Origin of the sequence: Acinetobacter sp. P1332 (genome assembly GCF_044057475.1) — a bacterium.
Taxonomy (GTDB): domain Bacteria; phylum Pseudomonadota; class Gammaproteobacteria; order Pseudomonadales; family Moraxellaceae; genus Acinetobacter; species Acinetobacter johnsonii.
Map to the genome: position 1 here is coordinate 2341257 of NZ_CP171157.1, position 26831 is coordinate 2368087.

The following is a 26831-nucleotide window of genomic DNA, read 5'->3' on the forward strand; positions in this document are numbered from 1 at the left end:
GCTTAGTTGGTTTGAATTTTTGTATAAAACCTTTTCCTCTATCATCCATCAGACTTGAAAAATCGATAAAAAGCCCGATATAAATAATAAGAACAGATACGCGCTGTATGTTTCTTTTTATTGATAATTTGAAATTGCATGGTCATCTGATTCTCCAGACGGATGACCTTTTATCGCAGTTCTCGCTACTTGGGAACTGCGTTTTTTATTGCTCAAAATACATTAAGGTTTCAATAAATGCTGTACCAACCCATCGATCACATTCGCCATTTTGGTCAAATTCAACGTTGCTAAGCGGTCTGCTTTGGTATGGTAGTGACCATTTCGATAAAATGCGGTATCGGTAATCATGACTGCGGGAATATCAAACTCCCAATAATTCAAATGATCTGAAAAATCAAAAGCATTGGCAAAGCTCGGAGCAACCAAACGCTGACATTCTAACTGATCAAGTTGCTGCATCGCTGCACAATAGCCTGCGCCTAAATCACGTGAACTGACATTACTCACTGTCGCAATAAAATTACCATGGCTTGGATAAATCCACTTTAAGCCCACAGGATAGCTTTGGATGGGTTGTTCGCTAAAGAAGCCGATCATTTCTAAAATATACACACCTTTAATCTTATCTTTTTGTGCCTGAACCGATTTCGCATGCACATAACTGCCCATTTGTTCAGTTTTAGAAAACGGTGGTTCTTCTAAACTATAGAACACAAAGTCCACATTGTTAGGCAGTTTAAACTTCTGCTCTGCCAAAATACGCGCCGTTTCAATAACGCCTGCAACACCAGAGGCATTGTCATCTGCACCATCTTGATCGCCAAAGACGTCATAATGCGCCCCAACAATCACGCGGTCTGCCCGTCCGACGTTTAAACTACACACTACATTTCGGTAAATTTGCTGATTGGCCGTAAAGTTTTGATAGTGACACGGAACGCCCAATAAGCGCATTTGTTCTTTGATCCATGCAGAGACACGGTTCAGTTCATCAAGGTTTTTATAGTTACGTGCTTTGCCCTGACCAATCACTTGCTCCAAATAGACTTGTAGGTTTTGTTCATCAGCCATTTTGGCGTTGCTTGCAAATACCTGCCCTGTGAAAGTACCCAGTACAACAATCAACAAAAAAGCCTGTTTTTTTAAAGTTTTGAGCCACATTGTTATTATTCCAAGTATTTCTTATTCCTTTCATCTGTTGAATTAAGCAACATTAGTTCAGTGAATTCAATTGCATTTTGTTTCGTCTCACTGCAAAGCATTGCTTTCACCGTTATAATGAATCGTCTCCTTATACATGCCCCATTATGAAAATCCGTATTCTGACCATTGGTCAAAAAATGCCTGCATGGGTACTGACTGGTTTTGAAGATTATTTCAAACGTATTCAACCTTTTGTGCAAACGCAGATTATTGAACTGCCAATGGCAAAGCGCGGTAAAAATGATTCAGAAGCAGATATTTTAAAATACCGTCAAATTGAAGGTGATAGCATTTTAAATGCAATGAAAGGTAACGAAGTACTGATTGCTTTGGAAGTCGGTGGTCGTGAGTTTAGCACCGAAAAACTGGCAGAAACCATGAAAGGGTGGATGCTTGAGGGCAATGATATTGTACTGGCAATTGGTGGGCCTGACGGTCACTCTGAAGCAGTACGTAAAGCAGCTGCTTGGCATTGGTCTTTATCCAAACTGACTTTACCACACCCGATGGTTCGCGTGATGCTGATTGAACAGCTTTATCGTGCTATGAGTATTAACCATAATCACCCTTATCATCGTGCAGGTTAAGCTCAAGTATTGTTCTTTTTTTGGAACAATACGTTGATATTTCCCCCATTACACAGATGATAAGAATCTGACAAAATCCTTTTCATCTTCCCTTATTAGGCTTTCACAATGAACTTACAAACGCTACCCGGCTTATTCATTTCTCATGGCTCTCCCATGCTTGCGTTGAATCCAGAGCAAGTTGGGCCTGCGTTACATCGTTTGGGTCTAAACTTACCGACACCACAAGCAATTGTGATTATGTCCGCTCACTGGGAAAGTAACTCACTTGAAGTAAGTACTGGAGCCCGTCCTGAGACATGGCATGACTTTCGAGGCTTTCCTGCTGAGCTTTATGACATTCGCTACCCAGCACCCGGTCAACCTGTTCTAGCCGAAGAAATTCTACATTTATTGGCAGAAGCGGGTTTTTCAGCTCATGCAAACAGTACTCGTCCGCGTGATCATGGCGTTTGGATGCCTTTACTCCATATGTATCCAGATGCAGACATCCCTGTGGTGGAAATTTCACTCCCGATGAATCTGTCGGCAGAAGAGATTTATAAAATTGGTCAAACCCTTGCGCCACTACGCGAGCAGCAGGTCTTGCTCATTGGCTCAGGGAGTATTACCCATAACTTAGCCGAGTTGTCTTGGCATGGTCAGTCACAAGCGGTACCTGAGTGGGCATCGACATTTCGTAATCATGTGGTCGCGAAACTTAGCCATCAGGACTTTGACGCCATTTTAGACTGGGAATCGATTCCTTTTGTCCGTCGTAACCACCCAACGTTAGAACACTTTGCCCCAATATTTTTTGCGATGGGTACAGGACATCGTTTTAATATTGTGCATAGTAGCTTTACCATGGGTGCACTGGGCATGGACATTTACCGTTTTGATTAATGTATAAATTTTACTTATATATTAACAAAAAAATATTTATGGATATATTTTGAAACCCAAAAGAACTGAATGTATCCATTCTTTTAAAAACAACATCGGATATCATGTATCTTGTTATTTTAAATCAAGAACTTGTAACCCATGAAATTAAAATATTTAGCGATTGCCCTTTTCCCACTCGCACTGGCTGCTTGCCAATCATCTGATATTCAAAAAGTAGGAGATTTGGCTGTGTCTGTACTACAACAACAAAATGCAGATCAAACACTCGCAAACTACCATTGGAGCGCGAACACCGCAGGTACGCCTAAACCTTTGGTTTTAAACTTTGACAAACAAGCTGGTCGCTTAGGCATTGCAACCAGTTGTAACGGTATGGGGACTAGCTGGAAAGTTGAGAGTAATCAAATCGTGACGGGTAACCTGATGGCGACTCAAATGGCATGTGAACCAAAAGCCATGGCTCAGGAAGGCATGGCAGCAGATTTATTTGACAACCGTAAAGCACCGTTTGTTTTAAACCTAAATGATCCTGATGCGCCAACACTGACCGTGGTATCGGCAAAAGGTGAAAAAATTGTATTCACAGGTAAGCAAACTGCTGAATCGAAATATCAAAGCCAAGGTGAAACTGTTTTCTTAGAAATTTCACCAGAAACCAAAACATGTTCTGCAGGTGTTGCCCGTATGGAATGCCTACAAGTTCGTGAAATTAAATATGCTGAAAATGGCCTAAAAACGCAGGTCGATAAAGACTGGACGTTATTCTATAACCATATCGATGGTTTCACCCACAATCCGAAAGAGCGTCAAATCGTACGTGTTAAACGTTTTGAAATTGCCAACCCTGCGGCTGACCAATCAAAATATGCTTATGTTCAAGACATGATTATTGAACGTGAAGCGGTCAAAGGTTCATTGTAATCGTTCAATGACCTAGAAAAAAACCGAGGCTATCGCCTCGGTTTTTTATTGGGATTTTCTAAGTGTACAAAACTTAGAATACGCCTTGAGCTAGCATTGCATCTGCAACTTTTACAAAGCCTGCAATGTTCGCACCATTGACATAGTTCACAGTACCATCTGCTTGTGTACCGTATTTCACACAGTTACGGTGAATTTCTTTCATGATCGCATGTAAGCGCTCATCGACTTCTTCAAAAGTCCAACCCAAACGCAAAGCATTTTGTGACATTTCTAAGCCAGAAGTCGCAACACCACCCGCGTTCGATGCTTTACCTGGTGCGTATAAAATTTTCGCTTCAACGAATTTTTCGACTGCATCTAAGGTAGAAGGCATGTTTGCCCCTTCAGCGACACAAATCACACCATTTGCAAGAAGTACTTCAGCATCTGCCTGATCTAACTCATTTTGAGTTGCACATGGCAGTGCAATATCACATGGAATAGACCATGGACGCTGACCTTCTAAGTATTCAAAGCCATGCTTAGATGCAAACTCAGAAATACGACCGCGCTTCACATTTTTCAATTCCATCACTTCAGCAAGTAAAGCATCGGTAAAACCTGCTTTTACATATACCGTACCCGCAGAGTCAGACAATGAAACGACTTTTGCACCCAGATACATTGCTTTTTCAGCAGCGTACTGTGCTACGTTACCAGAACCAGAAATCGTGACTGTTTTGCCTTGGAAGCAGTCGCCACGTGTTTTCAGCATTTCTTCAGCAAAATACACTGTGCCGTAGCCCGTTGCTTCAGGACGCGCCAAAGAACCACCAAAGGTCAAACCTTTACCCGTAAACACAGATGAAGTGTCATTACTTAACTTCTTCATCATGCCAGCCATATAACCCACTTCACGGCCACCCACACCAATATCACCCGCAGGGATATCCGTATTTGAACCTAGGTGACGGTATAGCTCAATCATTAGCGCTTGGCAGAAACGCATAATTTCGCCTTCAGACTTACCCTTAGGATCAAAGTCTGAACCACCTTTACCACCGCCCATTGGCAGTGTAGTGAGGGCATTTTTAAAGGTCTGTTCAAAACCCAAGAACTTAAGAATAGACAAGTTCACCGATGGATGAAAACGCATACCACCTTTAAATGGACCAATAGCCGAGTTGTATTGAACACGGAAAGCACGATTTACATGCGTTTGACCTTGATCATCCACCCATGAAACGCGGAATTGAATCGCACGCTCTGGCTCAACCAAACGCTCCAGCAAACCGTGGTCTGCATAACGAGGATTTTTTTCAATGAACGGCCAAAGGCTGGTCATGACTTCCTCTACCGCTTGTAGAAATTCGGGTTGATGTTCATCACGTGTTTTCACGTAATCTAAAAACTCATTAAGGCTGTTATATTTCAACGCTTAATCCTCAGCAGAAAATGGATCAAAATTGGTCAAATTTTATAAACAATGTTAAATTTTGGCGCAAACAATTAAATATCTTTTACCAACAATTCACAACACATTTCTATAAAAAAACATATTTATCATTTATATAACAATTATTTATATAAAACATACCTCAAAACTGGTTATAAAAAAACACCAATGAAAACACAGGTTTAAAATCTTTTTTTGCTCAAAAATGATGCAGTTAATGAACCGTTTTAGAACACAGGATTATTCAAAAAAAACATGGTAAAATTCAGTGATCTACCTATTTCTCCTAATATCTCTGCAAATTCAGTTGCAGGATTGGTTTACGCATGAATTCGCACATTTCCCTGATCCAAAATATCGATGCCCTCCTTCCCCAAACCCAATGTGGACTCTGCGGACATCGTGATGGATGTCTGCCTTATGCCCAAGCCATCAGCGAAGGTGAAGCAGCCAATAAATGTGTACCCGGCGGGCAGCCTGTAGCCGATGCATTGGCTCAGTTGCTAAACAGGCCAGCATTAATTGCAGAAGAAAGTATTTGGCCTATTCAAGCCGATGGCCGCCCACAGAGAATGAAAGCAGTTATTCGTGAAGATGAATGCATTGGTTGTACCAAATGTATTAGTGCCTGTCCTGTAGATGCCATTATTGGCTCAGGTAAACTTATGCACAGTATTTTGACTGACCTGTGTACAGGCTGTGAATTGTGTATCCCACCTTGTCCTGTCGACTGTATTGACCTTATTCCAGATGTAGACGGCATACCGACGGAAATCTTGCGTAAAGCTGAGCAAGATGATTTAAGACAACGCTATTACGCACATATTCAACGTGAAGAAAAACAGCGTCTACACCGTAAAGGCCCAGTGGTTCGTGCAGAAATTGATACGGCTTTATTTGCCCAGTTTTCAGCACAGAACGATACTATACCCGATATTCAGATCATTGAAAAAGAACCAGAAATGGCAGCAAAACTCGATGCAAAATCCACCATTGAGCTGGCGAAATTACGCGTACAAATTAAAAAATTAGAAAAGCAGCTCAGCGTTCGTGAAGATACGAAAAAACGTTTGTTGTTAGATGACTTAACCCAACACCTTCATCAGTTACAGGAAGCTTAAAACATGCTCACAACAAGCGGAAAACCTGTAAAAAACATGACCAAAAAGCAAATCCAAATCTTTTTTGAACGTTTACGTGCGCAACGTCCAAATCCCAAAACTGAATTAAATTATTCGAGTCCTTTTGAGCTGTTGGTGGCTGTGACCTTGTCTGCTCAGGCGACAGATGTGAGTGTCAACAAAGCTACAGACAAACTCTTTCCTGTTGCCAATACACCTGAAACTATTTACGCCTTAGGGGTCGATGGTTTAAAAACCTATATTAAAACCATAGGTTTATATAATGCGAAGGCCGAAAATGTAATTAAAGCCTGTAAAATGCTGATTGAAAAACATAACAGCATCGTGCCAAACAACCGTGCCGATTTAGAAGCTTTACCCGGTGTAGGGCGAAAAACAGCCAATGTAGTGTTGAATACTGCTTTTGGGCAACCGACCATGGCGGTCGATACGCATATTTTTCGTTTAGGCAATCGTACGGGATTAGCGGTCGGCAAAAATGTGCTTGAAGTCGAGCACCGTTTAGTGAAAGTCATTCCGAAAGAATTTATTGTGGACTCACACCATTGGCTCATTTTACATGGTCGATACTGCTGTATCGCACGCAAACCGAAATGTCATGAATGCATCGTTTCAGATGTGTGTAACTGGCCAGATCGTTTTGAATTTGGTGCAGCACGTATTGCCACAACGACGATTGAAGCTGAACACTAAAGTTCAGTTTTTTTATTGTTGATTTGATTTATCTTTTAAGTCTTGCTGCAACTTCGGATGCAACTGACGTTCTGGTTGCTTCTTCGACAGTTTTTCTTGTTTACTGACATCGCGTAGCATTTTTACGCTAATGCAAAACAAACCCACCAATACCGCCACGGCAACAATAATTAAAACAATGATTCCAACTTGTGCCACACGCGACTCCATTTTTAGAGGATCAAGAAAAAGAGCCCTAATATGACTTAGAGCTCTTTCAATGTCAAAACATTGCCATGTTTAAAACATGCAATTATTTGTCTTGATCAAGAATCGCGAACAAATCTGCTTGTACTTCGTCAATTGGACGTAAGCCATTCAGCTTGTCATAGGTTGGTGCATTTTCACCAGACGCTGCGCGACCTTGGTAGAAACCAACCAACTGTTCAGTTTCAGTGTGGTATGAACCTAAACGCTTACGAATCGTTGCTTCTTGGTCATCTGGACGCTGTACCAGCTCTTCACCAGTTTCGTCGTCCTTACCTTCCACTTTAGGTGGGTTGTAAACGATGTGATAAACACGGCCCGATGCAGGGTGCTGACGGCGACCAGAAAGACGTTGTACGATTTCTTCGTCAGGTACATCAATTTCAATCACGTGATCAATGTTGATGCCTTCATTTTCAAGCGCTTCGGCTTGAGGAATGGTACGAGGGAAACCATCAAAGATACAGCCATTTACACAGTCAGGTTGTGCAATACGTTCTTTCACTAAACCAATGATCAGTTCATCAGATACAAGACCACCATTGTCCATCACGCTTTTAGCTTGTAGACCGAGTTCAGTTCCTTCACGAATTGCAGCACGGAGCATATCACCGGTTGAAATTTGTGGGACATTGTAGCGCTTACAGATCAACTGAGCTTGTGTACCTTTACCTGCTCCAGGTGGTCCGAGTAAGATAATGCGCATAAAAAAACATCCTCATTTAAACAATATATTTGACGCTTTATACATGCCGACAAATTCGACATATTTTTAGCATCTAATTATAAGAAAGCTACAAACAAATGTATTGTACCCGCAATGAAGCCCGTTACCCCACCCAATAAAATCAAAATCCATTCGTCTTCCTGAAATGCAGGACGTAATAAGTTTTGAAATTCTTTCGGCGTTAGCTCCCGAATACGGTCTCTAAACATTTGATAGATTTTCTGTGCACGGCTCGCATTGAACGCTGGGTCGCATACAGGCACCATCGTAATTTCAATTGAACGATCAATCAAGTCCGTCTTGAGTTTTGCGTATTCACGTGGCCCCAAAGACAGCTGCAAAGATGTTCTCACCAATGGTGTTTCCATAATTTCATTAATATGACGTTTGACAATACGACGGGTCTTGTCTTTTTTATTGCCATACATCATTTCAGTCATGATGGATTTTAACGTAATCAGGTCTTCTGTGACTACACTTGCAAACACATCAGACACTTCTTCTTGACGCTTCATGAAAGCGCCTTGCACATTATAAGTCCCAATGCGCGGAATCACAGGCTTAATCCATGGAAACTTACGATCTTTTGTTAATTCAGTCAGTTGCAGATATCGAACATAGTGTGGCTCAATTGGATTAAACACCATCCAAATCGCAATCCAGTTGGTTAAGAAGCCCCATACTGCCGCCCAAAATGGTACGGTCCAATGCCATGGCACCACAAACCAAACAATCATTTGGAAGATACCAAAGAACATCCCAATGAGGGCACTAATATGCCAAATAAAGTTGATTTCTTTCTGACCCACTTTCAAGAACATACGCACCATTAGTCTGCGGTCACCTTCCATTTGGCTGACCACCATATCGCGCATATCCACAAGTGACTCGACGTTCATGGTCAGTTCGGTCACTAATTCTCTGAGCACAGCCGGAAGCTGTTTGTGTGCCTGCGCATAAATTCGACGCTTAATCGAATAAGGTAAGTTTTCCCAAAGTACAGCATTACGGTCAATCATGACTTCATCAATCAGGTGCTCAAGTTCAAAACCAACTTGCTCACCAATGATTCGCGCCATATCCTCAGGATCCATTGCATCTAAAAATTCACGCAAAGAACCAAGCTTAGATAAGGTGTTATCCGTAATGATGCCTGAAATACGCCCCGCTTTTCTGGGCACAATGCCCTGCCAACCCACAGGCAAAGGCCCAATATGAAAGCCCCAAAATGTAATCGGGTAAAAGACCATTTTCAGGGCCATCCAAACGTGCGCCCAAGTCACAAAAGCAGTCACAGGAATAATGCTGAGTACAGCCCAAAAATCGGGTCGATTCAAAAAGGTTTGCCACAACTGATTGACGTACTCAAGCATGCATAACTTCCATATTTAATTTTATTAACTGAATTATATAGCGTTTTAAAAAAGATATTGTGTCTACAAACCGAAACTTAGAGTATAGGAAAATTGTAGTCTCGGTTCAGTTTCTGCAACCACATAGCCCGATTTGGCTTCGAGTTTTTCCCCTGCACCAATCCCTACACTGAAAGTGCTGATTCGTTCAGGACTCAGTAACACATAAGCAAGATCTACACCACCACCAAGGCGAGATTCGTACTCGCCATCCACTTTCTTACTGTCAATATGCCCCGCATAAACACCGAGATAATAGCCATTTTTATCTTTACCAGTAAAATGAACTGGAAATCTAAAACCCAACTGACCACCTACAGGGTAATCATCATTGATAAATACCCCAGCTTTTGCGTATGCAATGCCATAAGGATTCACCCATTCCAGATTGGTGTGCAGTAATTTCTGCGTTACACCAGCCCCTACATTCCACGTTTGAGCACTGCCAGCAGGAATTTTTGCATCTGGCAAAAAGGAATTATCTTGAGCGTAGGCTACGTTTGCACAGGCAACAAGTGCCAACACTGGATAAATTCTTGTCATTATTGTCACCATTATCCGTAATGTTATTTTAGTAATTGGTCCCTTTTTACAGGATTTTGACTGTAGCAGAATTTATAAAACACTTATATACAGCAATTTATATTTTTGATGTCTATAAAGTCAAAATTTAGGCAAAAATGAAAAGCAGAAGCCGCGATTACAAATATCAAAACAGTGTGACATGCGTTAGAATAGCGCGCAGGTATTTTCCTCTTTATCCATGTGTTTAAGTCGATTTGGTATGAAACAGCACTTTCCTTTAAAAAATGTCCAACAAGAAAAGCGCATTTTTCGCAATCGTACCTTTATCTCCATGGGTATTGTGGTTTTCTTCTTGCTGATTTTAGTCACTCGCTATGCCTATTTGCAGCTGGTTCAATTTGACGAGTTTTCAACTGCATCCGATCAAAACCGCATTCGCCTACAACCTTTAGCCCCTGCCCGTGGTTATATTTATGACCGCAATGGTGTGCTGTTGGCGGACAACTATCCAGTCTTTACCGCGACGATGAGTCGAGCGGATGTGACGGATATTGATGCCACGATTGAACGTTTAACGCCAATCTTAGAACTCACCCCTGATGATATTGAGCGCTTTAACAGTCGTATTAAAGCCTCACGTAAAACTGAACGCGTTTCCATTAAACTTAATCTCAATGAAAACGATATTGCTCGCTTTAGCGAAGTTAAATATCAATTCCCTGGGGTTAATATCGAAACCCAGATGACGCGCTACTATCCACATGGTGAGCTATTTGCCCATGTGATTGGTTATGTCGGTCGAATTAACGATAAAGAATTAAAAAGCATCAATAAAGATTTGTATGCGGGCACTAACCTGATTGGTAAAATTGGGGTAGAAAACTCTTATGAAGATTTGCTGCATGGTGTACCAGGAAATGAGTCGGTCGAAGCCGATGCGCATGGTAACGTGCTACGTCATTTAGGTCGCAAAGAACCCGTTCGTGGTAATGACTTATATCTTTCACTCGATTATGGCTTGCAGACGGTTGCCTCAGAGCAGCTTGCAGGTCGTCGTGGTGCAATTGTGGCGATGGATCCACGTACAGGTGAAATTCTTGCCTTGGTCTCAAGTCCAAGTTTTAACCCTAACCTGTTTGTCACCGGCATTAGTCATACCGACTATAGTGGTTTACGCGATAACCTCGATCAACCCTTATATAACCGTGCTGTGCAAGGCGCTTACCCACCTGGCTCGACCATTAAACCGATGTTTGGTTTAGGTGGTATTCATTATGGCTTAATTGATTGGGGCACGGCCATTTCCGATCATGGCTATTTCACACTTCCGGGCGATTCGCATAAATTCCGCGACTGGAAAAAGTCAGGACACGGCGTAGTCAACTTGCATAAATCGCAAGTGGTCTCTTGCGATACCTTCTTCTACATTCTGTCGTTCCGTATGGGCATTGAAAAAATGAACACATGGATGCGCCAGTTTGGCTTTGGTGAAAAAACTGGTGTGGATTTACCAAGTGAAAGTACAGGCCTTTACCCAAACCCCGAATGGAAAATGCGTACCCGAGATGCCAAGTGGCTCAAAGGGGAAACCATTTCAGTAAGTATTGGACAAGGTGCTTTTACAGCAACACCGCTGCAATTGGCCATGGCAACAGCCATTACCGCCAACCATGGTTCACATGTGATTCCGCATGTTTTACAAACCAGTAAAGGCGCAAAACCACATAAAGACTTAAATGCACCTGATGGCAGAATCCAGTTCAATGGCACCGATCAAGACTGGATACAAATGCGTGATGCCATGGTCGATGTCATTGAAACAGGGACTGGACGTGGCATTCGCACGCCAATGTATAAAATTGCAGGTAAAACCGGTACTGCACAGGTCAAAAGTATTGCTCAAGGTAAACGCTATAATGAAGCCCTATTGACTGAACGTCAGTTAGATCACGGTTTATTCGTAGGCTTTGCACCTGCGGAAAACCCTGAAATTGCGATTGCAGTGGTTTGGGAAAATGGTCGTCATGGTGGTTCTGCGGCACAGCTGGCTCGTCCGATCTTAGACTACTGGCTGCTCACACGTCATAAAAATCCAATTCGTCCACAAAACCATCAAATTAGTGGCGGCTTGATGACAGCGGGGATTAAACCGGGTGAATTACCAAGTGGTAGCACTCCACCAGCGACCACAACTGGGACAAGTACAGCTACGCCAACCAGTACTTCCAATACAGCACCCGCTTCAACAACGGCAAATACAAGCCGTTCAGCTACACCACCTTCTGCACCTGTGGAGTCAGACTAATTATGAAAAACCAACTCCGCATCATTGGAGGGGACTGGAAACGTCGTCAACTGCCTTTTGCCAATATTGAAGGTTTACGCCCTACGCCTGATCGCGTACGTGAGACTTTGTTTAATTGGCTCATGTGGGATGTGCAAAACACCAATGTTTTGGATATTTGTGCAGGTTCGGGTGCGTTGGCATTTGAAGCCTTATCACGTGGTGCATCAAAGATAGTGATGATTGAACCTGACCGCAGTCAAGCACAGTTTTTAACGCAAAACTTGGAACTCCTTAAAGTCCCTAAGTCTCGTGCCCAGTTAAAAGTAGCGACTGCACAGCAAACATTAGCCACCTTAAAAGAGCAATTTGACTTGGTCTTTTTAGACCCACCGTATAGCCTAGAGCTATGGGAAGAACTGGCCCTCTTGGCGGATCCGATAATTCAAAATAATGGCTATATTTATGTAGAAGCCGATCGGGATTTGAATCTATTAAAACTTCCAGCATCGTGGGTGCAAGTGAAGAGCACCAAAGCTGGGACTGTACGTGCAGGTTTATATCAAAAGAAAGTGGTGGTTTCCCCATAATCTAGACACTTTTACGCCCTTTTGATTTAGGCCATCACGAAAGAAATTGCTCTTAGTGCATATTAGTGTGGTTCTGAGCTACGCTATGTATAAAGATCAATATACATATTCAAAATCAAGCTAAGGTTTCAATCATTTTTCATGTCTAAAACTATGTAGACAGATCGAAAAACCATACACTCGCTAAAATTTTAAATATATCGCATATGACTTGGTTGATCTTTATCTTAGGTGCAATGGTGGCGGGTTTTGTACAGGGACTCACGGGCTTTGCATTTGCCTTAATTGCCATGTCATTTTGGGTCTGGATCTTGGCACCTCAGCTCGCAGCGCCCTTGGTGGTGTTCGCCTCAGTCTGGAGTCACCTAATTTCCTTAAAGTCGGAATCTGCCTTTCAACTTGATAAAAGCCTTGTTACGCCTTATATCCTTGCAGGTCTGATTGGCGTTCCATTGGGTACCTATCTGTTAGACATCATTCAAGCACATACCTTTAAACTGGTTCTAGGAATTTTTTTGATTCTTTGGTGTCCATTGATGTTAATTAATCCCCAGATTCGCTTCATTCAAAACTCTGGAAAATACGCCGATAGCAGTATTGGTTTTCTTGGAGGTGTATTGGGTGGGTTAGGAGGCTTTTGTGGCTCACTGCCTTCAGCTTGGGTCATGTTAAAAAACCTTCCTAAAGAGCAACAGCGCTCAATTTTAAGGCATTTTAATTTCGCCATTCAGCTATTCACCTTACTCACCTATCTGCTCCGCGGAAATTTAAACTTGCAACATTTACCCTATATGGGCATCTTACTTTTGAGTGTGAGTCTACCTGCCATGCTCGGCGCGCAATTGTTTTATAAAATTTCTGAGCGGCAGTTCAAACATACGGTACTGGGTTTATTGTTTAGTTCAGGCTGTTTTCTATGTATCAGCTATCGCTTTCTGTAGTGCTATAAAAACCTGACTCTGCACTTTGGCATTGGCTTGGGTCAGCAATTGTGTGTTTTGTGTCAAAATAGGCTCATCTTTAAACAACTTAGCTCTACTGGGCTTTCTCCAACTCCAAAAATCTTTATACAATTGGCACACCTTCAAACCCACCGCTCACCATATATGAAACTGCCTCTTGCACTACTGAGTATTTGCTTTATCAGTGCTTGCTCCATAAGCTCATCCAAAGAAATAAAACAAGCCGAAAAACTTCTCCAATCTTTTGACTGTCAAAATATAGAGCGCGATCAGGCAGACCACAGCAGTATGACCAGTTATCATGAACAAGTGCTTGCCAGCAGCAAACAAAAAGCCCAATCCTATGTAGAAAGCTATCAACATGGCGATCAAATTTTTGACCTGCCCCTGCCCGAAGTGATTGAAACACAGCTACAAAGTTATACGGCCGCATGCCAATCACTAGGTGGGGTTTTACCCAATCCCCAGCAAAGTCCTTAAAATACGATTAGCAATAAAAAAGACAGCTCGAAAGCTGTCTTTTTTATTTCATATGATTCGAATTTAAGACACAGTTGAGTCGTTGTGATAGCGAGTATCGACACTGAAATCTTGAGGAAATTTAGCAGAAATTTGCGCATAAAATGCCATAATTTCAGCCATATCTTTTTCATAATCACCAGTAGGATAAATAATTTTACCCACTCCAGTTTTTTTCTTCGCATAGTCCATATAGGCCAACGCAATTGGAACACCTGCACTAACTGCAACATGGTAAAAACCTGTTTTCCACTGTTCCTGCTTGGCACGTGTCCCTTCAGGGGTGACCAACATCACCAACTTAGGGTGTTCTTTAAAAAGATCACTCATGAGTTGCACCATACTTGGACGTGGTTCACCTTCATGCTTCGGACGACGGTCAATACCTATCCCGCCCATTGCACGAACAAATGGCCCAAATGGCAGTTTCATATAGCTGTCTTTAATAGTGATACGGACATGCACACCTAAGGCCTTTAATGCCAAACGAGCGTACAGCGCATCCCAATTGCTGGTATGTGGCGCTGCAATCATTACACATTGATCGATATTCAAATCCCAATGATTATCAATCTGCCACCCCATTAAGGCTAAACTTTGTTCTGCAAGCTTTTCGAACACAAAAAATACCACATTACTGAAAATCCGCGCCGATTCTAGCAATGCTGCTGATCAAATACACGGCGAGACGCTCAATAAAACAACAATTAATCTATAAACGTATATTTTATTTAATTCCAAATATTTCAAGAAAAAACAGGGTCTTTGAGATTAAAGGTAAAAATACGTGAATAGTATTCTTTATTGAAGATACAGAAGCACTCACAGATCTTCACAGATTCATTTCCTGCACTACTGTAGTGTAAAACTAAACATTGAATAATATCAGGTGCTGTATATGCAAAAGACTGTTTTAGCACTATGCCTATCTTTCACCATGTTAACTGCATGCTCAAAGCCAAATGAAAACAATCCTCCACCAGATCACAATGTCACGGCATCTCTGGACGACAGTGCTAGCACAACCGTGATGGATGCACCAGACACAGCAAATGCCTTAGATTGGGTAGGCACATATCAAGGGGTTCTACCCTGTCATGATTGTTCTGGGATCGACACTGAACTTGAACTGACCTTAGATCATCATTTTGTGCTGAAACAAAAATTTTTAGGCAAATCGAATAATAATTATGTCAATGAAGTGAAAGGTTCATTTCAATTTTTGAATGACTCTGATCAACTGATACAGCTCGACTCATCTGGTGATAGCCGTATTTATTATATTGGTGCGCAATTCATTGAAATGCGTGGCGATAAAGGCCAACTACTGGATCAACCTGAGTCCAACTTTAAACTCACCAAATCCTTAGAATAGACACTCGCAACATTCTGAATGATTTAAATTGCTTCTTTATATATCACAGCATAAATTTCACCAAAACATCAAAATGGTGGCTGAATTACTTCGGCCACCTTTATCAGAGTTTACTGCTTTTGGGTCTGCATATTCTTAATTAGCTCGCTAAAATCAAGTGTTGCAGCTTTTTGTACAGGTGGATAATCCATCAAAGATTTAATGTGTGAACCCAGTAATGCCTGTAAAGGTTCAGAAATCCATTGCTTGGTTTGAATAATCTCCGAACGGTCTCTAATACTATCAAAAGTCTCAAATGGGTCTTGACGAAGGTTGTACATCACTGGAAATTTTTGCTTTTGATATTGGTCGTAATAATTTTCACTGGTTTCAAAATGAACTTTCCATTGATTAATACGAACTGCACGTAAAATCGATTCATGATAGTACAGAAAATTATCTCGCATACTCTCTTTTGATTTGCCCGTCCAATAGTCGATATTGTTTACACCATCAATAATTTGCTTACGATTGGTTTTCATCACCTCGACCACATTTTTATTCCCTGCGACATTCGCCAAAGTTGTAAACAAATCCATATGCGACTGAATGCCGTGTTTCACTTGTCCCGCAGGAATATGTCCCGGCCATCGCACCATCATTGGAACACGGACTCCCCCTTCATAGGTCGTCATTTTTTCACCACGGAATGGTGTGGTTCCACCATGATTTTTTGCACTGTGCTCAGGGCCATTATCAGTGGTATAAACAATGATGGTGTTATCCAACACCCCCATCTTCTTCATATCATCCAAGAGTTGACCGACTTGCATATCGTGTTCAACCATACCGCTGCCGTATAGATCATCTTCTGAGGTGGCTTTAGCAGCTAAGTAACGATGCTCAGGACGTAAATGGGTAAACATGTGCATACGACTTGGGTTTAACCATACAAAAAACGGCTTGTCTGCTTTTTTACTGCGCTTCATAAAGTCTAAGCTGGCTGCAATGAATTCATCATCCACCGTTTCCATGCGTTTACGCGAAAGTTCACCCGTATCTTTACATTTTTGCTTACCCATTTTACCAAAACGCGGATCATTCGTTTCATCATCTGTAGTGTTTGCATAACAGTGTAGAACGCCACGAGTACCAAATTTTTGACGGAATTCTGGATCTTTTGGATAATCAAATTGCTCAAAAGTCTCCTCAGTATTGAGGTGATACAAATTACCGAAGAACTCATCAAAACCATGTACCGTTGGTAAATGTTCGTTACGGTCACCCAAGTGGTTTTTACCAAACTGACCACTCATATAACCCAAAGGTTTTAGTACTTCTGCCAGCGTTGGTGTTTCTGGTTTAATCCCTAAAGGCGAATCTGGTCGCCCTACCGTGGTCAAACCTGAACGAATTGGATACTGACCCGTAATAAACGATGCACGACCTGCGGCAGAACTTGGCTGTGCATAATGATCAGTGAACATAATGCCTTCTTTGGCAATACGGTCAATATTCGGCGTGTTATACCCCATAACCCCATGGCTATACGCGCTGACGTTTGTCATGCCCACATCATCCGACATAATCACCAAGATATTCGGTGCTTTTGCCATCAGGGCGGTTGAAAGCAAAGCCCCTCCTGCCAGAGCGATGGAACGTGCAATAATTTTTTTACGCATATGTTTTCCTTAACAGTTTTTGGAACAGATAAAAACTCACTTTCAAACAATTGTATCCACACAATCATTTGATACTTCATCATTTATGGGCGACGTCCTGCCCTACGTTATTACGGTTCTTTTAATGTGGTTGTAAGCGTTTCGCAATCTCACTTTTGGAAGTGGTTGCGGTATGAAAAAATTTCTTTAAGCCTGAGCACAGGTAATGTAAGCCAACTTCTCCTTCAGGGGTTTTCAAGAAACGGTCTTTCGGACAATCGCCCCAGCACAGTTGTAAATATGGACATTTGCGGCAGTATTCTGGGAGTGAGTTTGACTTGGCATAGGCAAATTTCTTTTGTCGCTCTGCAAAAACCAAATCCCCCTGATGGGTCTCTTGAATATTGCCGAGCTTATATTCTGGATAGACAAAGTGATCACAGGAAAATAAATCACCATTGTGCTCCACTGCGAGTGACTTCCCGCAAATCTGTCCAGATACACATTTTTGTGCGCCATATCCAAACATCATCGAAATCACATTCTTAAATTGATCGATAAACACTTGTCCAAAGTCTTGAGCAAACCACTCCTTCCATACAGTAGATAAGAAGCTCCCCCAATCATCCGCAGCAATCGACCAGTCGGTTACTACGGAATCAATAGTTCCGGGTTGTGCTGCGGTACTGCCTAGTTTCGGTAAATCGGCTGGATTCCAGTGTCCTGGCGCTGTTTGTTGGAACTGCGCACTTTCCATGCCTGGAATAAACTGAATCATGTAAGGTTTAACCTGATCACGCAGGAAGCGGTACACATCGAGCGGTCGTTTGCTGTTATCGCGATTGACCACACATAATGCGTTAAAGCGTATTTGGTATTGATGCAGTAGTTGCGCAGCATGCATCACTTTGGCATGGGTAGGTTTACCACCTTTGTTATAACGGTGGATGTCGTGCAAATCGGCTGGACCATCAATGGATAAGCCAACAAGATAATCATGTTTTTTTAGAAAGGCACACCAGTGTTCATCGAGTAAAATACCGTTGGTTTGTAAGTCATTTTCAATGCGTTGATTGGGTTTCTTATATTTATGTTGTAGTGCAGTCACGCGTTTAAAGAAATCCACCCTCATTAAGGTCGGCTCACCGCCCTGCCAACTAAATACAATTTCATCCCCAGTTTGTGCTTCAATATATTGCTTAATATGAAGCTCTAGCATTGACTCCGTCATGCGCGGAGTTTTCGGTTGATGCAACATATCTTGCTTATGCAAATAGAAGCAATAACTACAGTCCAAGTTACACTGTGCGCCAGAGGGCTTGACCATCACGTGATAGCGATATGTTTGTCCCTGCACTTGCAGGCTTTTTAAAGGCGGCGATTCAGCTTGTATAGGTATCATTCGCATTTTTTAGAGTCCTCATTTTTTCAGCGTTCAGGCACTAATTCGCAACTGTACATAACCATGTGCACAAGTCATTTTGCGAAAAGAGATTAGCGAGTTTCATTCCATTCACTACATGAAGTCTGCTAAAGAGCAGAGCCGTTTTGTATTTTGAATGGATTAACCCGAGTGACTGTTGCCGCTAAACACGCAACAGGAAGGCTGCTATAAGATAACCTTTCAGATATTTTGATAATTTCAATGTTTTATAATTCATTCTCTTCTTATCCCTAAGCTTAATTGTCATCAGCAAAGCTACCGTGTAAGAGTAAAAATCAACAGCCAATTCCAATTTAGGCATGCTGAAAAATACTGACCCATCTCACACAGTTGCATTGCTTGGTAGAGCACGTTATCAAACTTTGAAAATAGAAAAACCACTCAAAAGAATGGTAATTGTATTTTTTATGGTCTCTACTTATTAAAGCTTTCTTCGGATTCAGATCATGTTCTAAAACTTATTATTCTTTAGCGTGTATTTGAAAAAATGCCTTTTCCTATACAGCGAATACAGACCTATCGTCGTCTGGAATTTTTGCTGAAAAAGGATTTTGTTGCACAAATATTTAAAAAAATACCCCTAAGCGACTCAAATTTAAGTGACAACTTGGATATGAATTCGGTCTTAAAATGGCTATACGGGCATGTACCTCGTTGACCTAGCTTTGAAAGTTCCTAGCACTGAGTTTATCGCCTAGTAATTTGATGCAATGCATCTTGGTTTCTACCAAACTACGACGATGATAGCCTGACCATTTTTTCCAAATCATTTTTCCTAGGCGTTTAACTATTTTCAATAATTCATTTCTTTCTAAAGATTCTACTTTTTTGTCTTTCCAAGGCTTTGCATTTTTTCTAGGTGGAATCACTGCATACGCTTGCCGATCTGCAATGACCTGACGGCATTGTTTTTGTGTCATAAGCCCCGTCTGTATAGACTGAATCAATCTGCTCATCCAATGGGATTTGATCAAGTAAATCACCGAGTACCTGTGAATCACTGATATTGTTCGTTGTGAGCTGAACTGCACGTATTTGCAGCGTTTCAGCATCTATACCAATGTGAAGCTTACGCCATTGGCGATGATATTCGGGCTGATGTTTCTTCCTTTTCCATTCACCTTCACCTAAAAACTTTAAGCCAGTAGAGTCCACGGGCAAGTGAAGTCCATTACTACTTTTTTGATAGCGAATTGCAATATCAATATGCTTCTGTCTTCTACACAGCGTGGAATAATCTGGTGCTGTCCAATCTAATCCACTAAGTTTAATGAGGCTCTGAACAAATTCTGTGGCTAGGCGTAAAGAGAGTAGAAATAGCGATTTGATTATTAAACAACACTGAATCGCGGCATCGGCATAAGTTTGATTTCGACCTTGCTTACCTTGTGGTTGAGCATACCATTGAGTCGTTGGGTCAAACCAAATGAAGATGTTTCCTCTATTTATTAGTGCTCAGTTATACAAAGGCCAATTAGTTGTGCGATAAATTTTAGGTGCAGGCTTCTTCATTTAGAAATTATATTGATGAAGAAGCCCTTAAGAGTAGGTTTGTGCAACAAAGTCTATTCAGATTAAAAATGGCTAAAAATATCAATTATTTTAATTTAACAGCCTAACTAAACCACTTTAAGCATTATGCACCAAACCAATCCAACATTTACAAATAATAAAAAGGCCGCATTTAAGCGGCCTTTTTACATCTAAAATAATATGGTGCAGCTTACATCATTCCGCCCATACCACCCATGCCGCCCATATCAGGCATTGCTGGCTTGTCTTCTGGAACGTCAGTAATCATACATTCAGTTGTCAACATTAAACCTGCTACAGATGCAGCATGCTCAAGTGCAGAACGCGTTACTTTCGCAGGGTCAAGAATACCCATTTCTAGCATATCGCCATACTCAGAAGTAGCAGCGTTATAACCGAAGTTACCTTCTCCATTTTTTACCGCGTTGATCACAACTGAAGGCTCATCACCCGCATTCGCAACGATTTGACGAAGTGGTGCTTCAATTGCACGACGTAAAATGTTGATACCTACGTTTTGATCGTCATTCGCACCGTTTACGCCGTCAAGTGCAGCTGCAGCACGTACCAGTGCAACACCACCACCAGCAACCACACCTTCTTCAACAGCAGCACGTGTTGCATGAAGCGCATCGTCCACGCGGTCTTTCTTCTCTTTCATTTCAACTTCTGTCGCTGCACCAATTTTGATCACAGCTACACCGCCTGCCAATTTAGCAACACGTTCTTGAAGTTTTTCTTTGTCGTATTCAGAAGACGATTCTTCAATTTGCGCACGAATTTGAGTGACACGTTCAGCAATTTGAGCTGCGTCACCAGCACCGTCAACAATCACAGTATTTTCTTTAGATACAGTGATTTTGTGCGCAGTACCTAAGTCTTGAAGAGAAGCTTGTTCTAAAGTCATGCCGACTTCTTCAGAAATCACAGTCGCGCCCGTCAAGATTGCGATATCTTGAAGCATTGCTTTACGACGGTCACCAAAACCTGGTGCTTTAACCGCACATACTTTGATAATTCCGCGCATGTTGTTCACAACAAGTGTCGCTAACGCTTCACCTTCAACATCTTCAGCGATGATTAAAAGTGGCTTGCCTGTTTTAGCAACAGCTTCAAGTACAGTAATCAATTCACGGATGTTGCTGATTTTTTTGTCAACAAGCAAAATGAATGGGTTTTCTAATTCAGCAGTTAACGTATCTTGTTTGTTTGCAAAGTATGGGCTGATATAACCACGGTCAAATTGCATACCTTCAACAACGTCCAAAGCATCTTCAAAGCCTGAACCTTCCTCAACGGTAATTACGCCTTCTTTACCCACGCGTTCCATTGCTTGTGCAATGAGTTTACCTACAGTTTCGTCAGAGTTTGCAGAGATTGAACCCACTTGTTCAATCGCTTTGGTATCAGACGCTGGTTTAGCCGTTGCTTTAATTTCAGCAACCAATGCTTTAACTGCAAGGTCAATACCACGTTTCAAGTCCATTGGGTTCATGCCCGCAGTTACAGACTTGATGCCTTCATTTAAAATTGCTTGAGCTAGTACAGTTGCTGTTGTTGTACCGTCACCAGCAATGTCATTGGTTTTAGAAGAAACTTCACGAACCAATTGAGCGCCCATGTTCTCAAATTTGTCTTTTAGAGAGATTTCTTTCGCAACCGTTACACCATCTTTAGTGATGTGCGGCGCACCGAAAGAACGGTCGATCACAACGTTACGGCCTTTAGGACCTAAAGTTACTTTTACAGCATCTGCAAGCACGTTTACGCCTGCAATCATTTTAGAACGAGCTGAATCACCAAATTTTACGTCTTTAGCTGACATACTAAACTCCAAATATTCTTAAATTTTAATCAATTGTATTGCTTAAACAGCAAATGAACGTTCTGAATTAACCTTCAAGAACCGCTAAAATATCAGACTCTTTCATCACAAGAAGTTCTTCGCCTTCAACTTTAACTTTAGTGCCTGCATATGCACCAAACAGTACATTGTCGCCCACTTTTACGTCTAAAGCACGAACGCCATTGTCTGTAATTTTGCCATTGCCTACTGCAATGATTTCACCTTGAGCTGGCTGTTCAGCAGCAGAAGTACTCAAAATTAAACCACCTGCAGTTTTAGTTTCCTTTTCTACGCGGCGAATCACAACGTTGTCATGTAAAGGACGAATTTTGCTCATTTCTTGCTCCATAGACATTTTTAAAATGCCGTTGTTTACGATGTGAAGATGACTTCTTATTCCTAGGTCATCAACAAAATTTTGATATGACACTTTTGTGGGGATGGAATAAAACGCTTCAAGGGCAAACACAAAATATTTTTATATTTTTGCGCTCTTTTTAAGCAAACCTCATCAAAGTTTAGATACTCAATTCAATCTGAAGTATTTTGCTGCATCAACTCGAAGTGATTTGTTTCAGCGTTAAAGCTCAAATGTTGTACATCAGCATTCGGCAAAATAATATTCAAGCTATTGGGCAAGCCCGCATGTAAACGATAAGACGTTGCCGTTCCCGCATGAATATCCAGCACAGGATGCGATACCCCAAGTTGATAAATCTGATTCAAATCATAAACGGCAGCGTGGTGTAAATGCCCATGTAAGAGTCCATTTAAACCATGTTGGCTCCATTGCTCCAACGCAATACGACCAAGCATCGGACAGTCTTTCACACCATGACTATGGTCTGGTGGAGTATAAAAAGGCTGATGCGCGACGATCAGTTTAATTTTGTGTGCAGGTGCTTGCTGCAACTTCAGGTCAATCTCTTGAATTTGATTCAGTGAAATATGCCCTCGCGTGTGGTAACGCCGACGAATACTATTCACCCCAACAACATAAAAGTGTTCAGTCTCTAAGGTGTTTTCCATCCCCCCAAAAAACAGTTGATAACGTGCAAAGGGACTGAAAAAACGATTCCACACATGGTACAGCGGAATATCATGATTCCCCGGCACCACCAAATATGGCAGCTTTAAACTGTCTAAAAACTGTCGACAAGCATAAAACTGAATAAACCGCGCGCGCTGCGTCAAATCCCCACTGACCACTACGGCTTCAAAAGGATGTTCCTCACATAACTGACGAATGGCCTGCAAACAGGCTTCGCGTTCGGTCCCAAAGTGTAAATCCGACAAATGTAAAATCATGCGGGAACCATGATATTCAGCGCATGCTTACGTACTGTAATTTTCAGCGGTGGTGTCATCGTGACAATTTCTCCATCTACCGCAACCGTGAGCTTATTACGCTTTGAATGAACAATCACTTCATCTGCTGCAAAGCTATAAACATCGGAAGCCTGATCCAAATTGCCTTTAATCAGCTGCCATAAGATCTTGAACAAAGTCCGCTTATCACTTTTTGCTACTACCACGCCCGCCACTTTGCCTGCTTCCGCCGCCTCGGCAATACGTAGTTTCATTTCTGCCAGTTGAAGTTGATTATTGCCAAAGAAAATCAATGGCGTTTTCACTGGGTAGCGCTGTCCATCGACTTCTACTTCAAGTTTTAACTCTTTACGGTCGCGGATGAGAACATCCAATGCTGAGGTATACGCATGCAATGGAAAGCGCCCAAAATGCTTATTAAACTGTTCTCTTTTTTGAATAAATAAAGGATAAAGCCCTAAACTGGCATTGTTCAAATAGATATGTTGATTCAGCTGTGCCACATGTACAGAACGTGGCTGCCCTTCACTAATTGTTTTGGCCGCATCTAATAAATCCAACGGAATATTCAGCACTCGCGCAACATAGTTAAAGGTACCTAGCGGCAAGATCCCCATGGGAATATCCGTTCCCATCAATTTAGATGCAACAGCATTTAAAGTGCCATCGCCACCTGCAGCAACCACGACCCCTACATTCTCCGCTTGACGATGACGTAGTAAAATATCTTGCATCATCTGATCAAAGTTGATGCACTCACTTAACTCAAATGACTGTATTTCAAAACCCGCAGTACTCAGATCTGCTACCAACTGTTCATACACTTCATCTTTATTTGCGGCATGAAAACCTGATTTTTTATTATAAATAAGTGATAAAGGTTTGAGTTGCTCTGACATTTTGCACCTAAACTTGAAGTAATTGCTCTATTTTTGTCCAAATATTCAACACTTAACAGTTTTGTTATGTAAAATTCAAATGACTACCATTTATTTAATCAATAATAAATCTCAATCACAAAATAAATGCAAGCATATGATTTTAATACTAATATCTTAAATGAATAATCCTCATAAATATAATAAATACACAAAATAAAAGCAAGAAATCTAACCAAACTATTGTTTTTTAATAATTAAAATGAAGCAACTCCATCGAGCTGTTCATAATTTAGATACGCCTTTGGTCTTATTTTTTTTATCAAATTATGCTTTAATACAGCCACTTTTTTTTCATCTTTTCATCTCTGCAGTAAATTTTATTGCTGAGATTGTACTTTGTACAAACGTGTACATATTTGAGATAGGCCTCACCATGACCCAAGTGAACGCACCAGAATTCGTTCGTCACCCTAAGCTTATTGCGTGGGTGGAAGAAATTGCAAAATTAACAAAACCAGCGAAAATTGAATGGTGTGACGGCAGCGAAGAAGAATATCAACGTTATATCAACTTGATGATCGCTAACGGCACAATGCAAGCGCTTAACCAAGAAACGCATCCTGGTTCTTATCTTGCTAATTCTGATCCTTCTGACGTTGCTCGTGTTGAAGGTCGTACTTACATCTGCTCTGAAAAACAAGAAGATGCTGGTGCAACAAACAACTGGGAAGAGCCTGCTGAAATGCGTGCCCGCCTAAATGGTTTGTTTGACGGTTCAATGGCAGGTCGTACTTTATATGTAGTACCGTTCTCTATGGGCCCATTGGGTTCTCATATTGCGCACATTGGTATCGAATTAACTGACTCTCCATATGTAGCAGTTAGCATGTCTAAAATGGCTCGCATGGGTAAAGCTGTTTATGACGTTCTTGGTACAGACGGTGAATTTATTCCTTGCGTACATACTGTTGGTGCGCCGCTTGCTAATGGCGAAAAAGATGTTGCATGGCCTTGCAACCCTGAAAAATACATCGTGCATTATCCAGAAACACGTGAAATCTGGTCTTACGGTTCTGGTTACGGCGGTAACGCATTACTAGGTAAAAAATGCTTAGCTTTACGTATTGCGTCTTCTATGGGTCGTCAACAAGGTTGGTTAGCAGAACACATGCTGATCCTTGGTGTGACTAATCCTCAAGGCGAAAAACACTACATCGCAGCGGCATTCCCTTCTGCTTGTGGTAAAACAAACTTCGCAATGTTGATTCCACCAGCAGGCTACGAAGGTTGGAAAATTGAAACTGTAGGTGACGATATTGCTTGGATCAAACCAGGTGAAGACGGTCGCTTATACGCAATCAACCCAGAAGCAGGTTTCTTCGGTGTAGCGCCTGGTACCAATACCAAGACCAACCCGAACTGTATGGCTACACTTCACAAAGACGTGATCTATACCAACGTTGCGGTAACTGACAATGGTGAAGTATGGTGGGAAGGTCTAACTAAAGAAGCACCTGCTAACCTGACCAACTGGAAAGGTCAACCTCACACTGGCGCAGAAAAAGCGGCTCATCCAAATGCGCGCTTCACTGTTTCAGCTGGTCAATGTCCTTCTATTGATGCTGACTGGGAAAATCCAGCCGGTGTTCCAATTTCAGCGTTCATCTTTGGTGGTCGCCGTGCGGACACAGTGCCTCTAATTTCAGAAGCATTTGACTGGGTAGATGGTGTTTACAAAGCTGCAACTATGGGCTCTGAAACAACTGCTGCGGCCGTAGGCCAACAAGGTATTGTTCGTCGTGACCCATTCGCAATGCTTCCATTTGCTGGTTACAACATGGCGGATTACTTCTCTCACTGGTTAGAGCTTGGTGAAGAAGTTGCAGCGAAAGCTAAAGCTGCGGGCAACAAACTTCCGGGCATCTACAATGTGAACTGGTTCCGTCGTGATGCTGAAGGCAACTTCGTATGGCCTGGTTTCGGTCAAAACATGCGTGTTCTTGAATGGATCATTGACCGTTGTGAAGGCCGTGCTGATGCAGTTGAAACACCAATTGGTTTAGTTCCAACGTATGAACAGTTGAACTGGACAGGTTCTGACTTCACTAAAGCCCAGTTTGACCTTGTGACTTCTCAAGACAAAGATCAATGGATCAAAGAGCTTGAAAGCCACACTGAACTATTCGACAAACTTGGTGAACGCCTACCAGCTGCACTTAAAGCTCGTCAAAACGAACTTTTAGATGCTGTTAAGCAATCTGCTTAATCTTTAAATTAAGCCAAAAAAAAGACCGCATAAGCGGTCTTTTTTTAATCTATTTATAATTTTAAAACTATATAAGTCAACAAAATTTATCCAGCCAATCGCGACTAAAATAAGTAGCAACAACTCAGCCAGCACTTCATGTTTACTCGATCAAAGCCCCCTCCGATTCAACTCAATTTTGAAATCAAAAGCTCAGCAAAGTCGCCAAGAGCACTTATGGCAGCATAGTTGAACTCTATCCGCGTCTTGCTGAACGTGCACAATCAAGTCGGTGTTACGTCGTCATTGACTACAATGCCAGCCAACGCTTTGGCGTATTGTCCGTCCAGTCGTTTGGGGAACGGCTGTAAAATGGAAGACACCTGTAGACTGTAAAC

24 protein-coding genes and 1 pseudogene are annotated in these 26831 nt (G+C 41.7%); 11 read left to right on the forward strand and 14 right to left on the reverse strand.

Features of this window, described 5'->3' with window-relative positions:
• Positions 1–222 precede the first annotated feature (222 nt).
• On the reverse strand, positions 223–1164 hold the full coding sequence (locus ACFN7Z_RS11500) for a M20/M25/M40 family metallo-hydrolase (RefSeq protein ID WP_058952086.1): 942 nt from the start codon (positions 1162–1164) through the stop codon (positions 223–225).
• A 146-nt stretch (positions 1165–1310) separates the two neighbouring features.
• Between ACFN7Z_RS11500 and rlmH the strand changes: the two genes are divergently transcribed.
• The 3 genes from rlmH (at position 1311) to ACFN7Z_RS11515 (ending at position 3602) form a co-directional block, all read left to right on the forward strand.
• Positions 1311–1793, forward strand: coding sequence for a 23S rRNA (pseudouridine(1915)-N(3))-methyltransferase RlmH (gene rlmH, locus ACFN7Z_RS11505; RefSeq protein ID WP_004980899.1), 483 nt, complete (start codon positions 1311–1313; stop codon positions 1791–1793).
• A gap of 108 nt (positions 1794–1901) precedes the next feature.
• Entirely contained in the window at positions 1902–2678 is a 777-nt protein-coding gene (locus tag ACFN7Z_RS11510; RefSeq protein ID WP_010326300.1) for a dioxygenase, read from the forward strand.
• 141 nt (positions 2679–2819) lie between these two features.
• A complete protein-coding gene (locus ACFN7Z_RS11515; protein WP_010326299.1) occupies positions 2820–3602 on the forward strand; it encodes a DUF4377 domain-containing protein in 783 nt (260 codons plus the stop codon).
• A 73-nt stretch (positions 3603–3675) separates the two neighbouring features.
• Here ACFN7Z_RS11515 and gdhA read toward each other — a convergent pair whose 3' ends face one another.
• Positions 3676–5019 carry an NADP-specific glutamate dehydrogenase gene (gdhA, locus tag ACFN7Z_RS11520; protein ID WP_004980905.1) on the reverse strand — a complete coding sequence of 448 codons (1344 nt, stop codon included), beginning with the start codon at positions 5017–5019 and terminating at the stop codon, positions 3676–3678.
• 347 nt (positions 5020–5366) lie between these two features.
• Here gdhA and ACFN7Z_RS11525 point away from each other — a divergent pair, with 347 nt between their 5' ends.
• Together ACFN7Z_RS11525 and nth are read left to right on the forward strand one after the other, a co-directional pair.
• The gene (locus tag ACFN7Z_RS11525; RefSeq protein WP_159151848.1) at positions 5367–6161 is read left to right on the forward strand and encodes an RnfABCDGE type electron transport complex subunit B; all 795 of its coding nucleotides are present in this window, start codon (positions 5367–5369) and stop codon (positions 6159–6161) included.
• Positions 6162–6164: 3 nt separating this feature from the next.
• Positions 6165–6875, forward strand: coding sequence for an endonuclease III (gene nth / locus ACFN7Z_RS11530; protein WP_010326297.1), 711 nt, complete (start codon positions 6165–6167; stop codon positions 6873–6875).
• Positions 6876–6887: 12 nt separating this feature from the next.
• Here nth and ACFN7Z_RS11535 read toward each other — a convergent pair whose 3' ends face one another.
• The 4 genes from ACFN7Z_RS11535 to ACFN7Z_RS11550 all read right to left on the reverse strand — a co-directional run bounded on the left by ACFN7Z_RS11535 (position 6888) and on the right by ACFN7Z_RS11550 (position 9803).
• Positions 6888–7073 (reverse strand): hypothetical protein, encoded by a 186-nt coding sequence (locus ACFN7Z_RS11535; RefSeq protein ID WP_371746420.1) that lies wholly within the window; start codon positions 7071–7073, stop codon positions 6888–6890.
• Between the two features lie 94 nt (positions 7074–7167).
• On the reverse strand, positions 7168–7827 hold the full coding sequence (gene adk / locus ACFN7Z_RS11540; RefSeq protein WP_004980915.1) for an adenylate kinase: 660 nt from the start codon (positions 7825–7827) through the stop codon (positions 7168–7170).
• A 77-nt stretch (positions 7828–7904) separates the two neighbouring features.
• Positions 7905–9221 (reverse strand): hypothetical protein, encoded by a 1317-nt coding sequence (locus tag ACFN7Z_RS11545; RefSeq protein WP_004694304.1) that lies wholly within the window; start codon positions 9219–9221, stop codon positions 7905–7907.
• A 63-nt stretch (positions 9222–9284) separates the two neighbouring features.
• Entirely contained in the window at positions 9285–9803 is a 519-nt protein-coding gene (locus ACFN7Z_RS11550; RefSeq protein WP_004980918.1) for a hypothetical protein, read from the reverse strand.
• Positions 9804–10044: 241 nt separating this feature from the next.
• On the opposite strand from ACFN7Z_RS11550, the gene mrdA reads away from it, so the two are divergent.
• The 4 genes from mrdA to ACFN7Z_RS11570 all read left to right on the forward strand — a co-directional run bounded on the left by mrdA (position 10045) and on the right by ACFN7Z_RS11570 (position 14101).
• The gene (gene mrdA, locus ACFN7Z_RS11555) at positions 10045–12090 is read left to right on the forward strand and encodes a penicillin-binding protein 2 (RefSeq protein ID WP_010326295.1); all 2046 of its coding nucleotides are present in this window, start codon (positions 10045–10047) and stop codon (positions 12088–12090) included.
• Positions 12091–12092: 2 nt separating this feature from the next.
• A complete protein-coding gene (gene rsmD / locus ACFN7Z_RS11560) occupies positions 12093–12659 on the forward strand; it encodes a 16S rRNA (guanine(966)-N(2))-methyltransferase RsmD (RefSeq protein WP_010326294.1) in 567 nt (188 codons plus the stop codon).
• Between the two features lie 206 nt (positions 12660–12865).
• Positions 12866–13600 carry a sulfite exporter TauE/SafE family protein gene (locus tag ACFN7Z_RS11565; protein WP_010326293.1) on the forward strand — a complete coding sequence of 245 codons (735 nt, stop codon included), beginning with the start codon at positions 12866–12868 and terminating at the stop codon, positions 13598–13600.
• A 165-nt stretch (positions 13601–13765) separates the two neighbouring features.
• The gene (locus tag ACFN7Z_RS11570; protein WP_010326292.1) at positions 13766–14101 is read left to right on the forward strand and encodes a hypothetical protein; all 336 of its coding nucleotides are present in this window, start codon (positions 13766–13768) and stop codon (positions 14099–14101) included.
• A 63-nt stretch (positions 14102–14164) separates the two neighbouring features.
• On the opposite strand, the gene ACFN7Z_RS11575 is transcribed toward ACFN7Z_RS11570, so the two are convergent.
• Positions 14165–14761, reverse strand: coding sequence for a 1-acyl-sn-glycerol-3-phosphate acyltransferase (locus ACFN7Z_RS11575; RefSeq protein WP_010326291.1), 597 nt, complete (start codon positions 14759–14761; stop codon positions 14165–14167).
• 277 nt (positions 14762–15038) lie between these two features.
• Between ACFN7Z_RS11575 and ACFN7Z_RS11580 the strand changes: the two genes are divergently transcribed.
• Positions 15039–15515 carry a copper resistance protein NlpE gene (locus ACFN7Z_RS11580; protein WP_010326290.1) on the forward strand — a complete coding sequence of 159 codons (477 nt, stop codon included), beginning with the start codon at positions 15039–15041 and terminating at the stop codon, positions 15513–15515.
• Positions 15516–15625: 110 nt separating this feature from the next.
• Here ACFN7Z_RS11580 and ACFN7Z_RS11585 read toward each other — a convergent pair whose 3' ends face one another.
• The 7 genes and pseudogenes from ACFN7Z_RS11585 to ACFN7Z_RS11615 form a co-directional block, all read right to left on the reverse strand.
• Positions 15626–17176: an arylsulfatase gene (locus tag ACFN7Z_RS11585; protein WP_171253706.1), complete on the reverse strand. Its 1551-nt coding sequence runs from the start codon at positions 17174–17176 to the stop codon at positions 15626–15628.
• Positions 17177–17297: 121 nt separating this feature from the next.
• On the reverse strand, positions 17298–18563 hold the full coding sequence (locus tag ACFN7Z_RS11590; protein ID WP_010326288.1) for an anaerobic sulfatase maturase: 1266 nt from the start codon (positions 18561–18563) through the stop codon (positions 17298–17300).
• 698 nt (positions 18564–19261) lie between these two features.
• A pseudogene (locus tag ACFN7Z_RS11595) lies at positions 19262–20111 on the reverse strand (IS5 family transposase); the annotation flags it as partial.
• Between the two features lie 211 nt (positions 20112–20322).
• On the reverse strand, positions 20323–21957 hold the full coding sequence (gene groL, locus ACFN7Z_RS11600; RefSeq protein WP_004694331.1) for a chaperonin GroEL: 1635 nt from the start codon (positions 21955–21957) through the stop codon (positions 20323–20325).
• 67 nt (positions 21958–22024) lie between these two features.
• Positions 22025–22315, reverse strand: coding sequence for a co-chaperone GroES (groES, locus tag ACFN7Z_RS11605; RefSeq protein ID WP_010326285.1), 291 nt, complete (start codon positions 22313–22315; stop codon positions 22025–22027).
• A 194-nt stretch (positions 22316–22509) separates the two neighbouring features.
• Positions 22510–23286, reverse strand: coding sequence for a metallophosphoesterase (locus tag ACFN7Z_RS11610; RefSeq protein WP_130235179.1), 777 nt, complete (start codon positions 23284–23286; stop codon positions 22510–22512).
• The gene (locus ACFN7Z_RS11615; protein WP_130235180.1) at positions 23283–24206 is read right to left on the reverse strand and encodes a diacylglycerol kinase family protein; all 924 of its coding nucleotides are present in this window, start codon (positions 24204–24206) and stop codon (positions 23283–23285) included. The genes ACFN7Z_RS11610 and ACFN7Z_RS11615 overlap by 4 nt, the downstream gene beginning before the upstream one ends.
• 415 nt (positions 24207–24621) lie before the next feature.
• On the opposite strand from ACFN7Z_RS11615, the gene ACFN7Z_RS11620 reads away from it, so the two are divergent.
• Positions 24622–26454 (forward strand): phosphoenolpyruvate carboxykinase (GTP), encoded by a 1833-nt coding sequence (locus tag ACFN7Z_RS11620; protein ID WP_010326282.1) that lies wholly within the window; start codon positions 24622–24624, stop codon positions 26452–26454.
• Positions 26455–26831 lie beyond the last annotated feature (377 nt).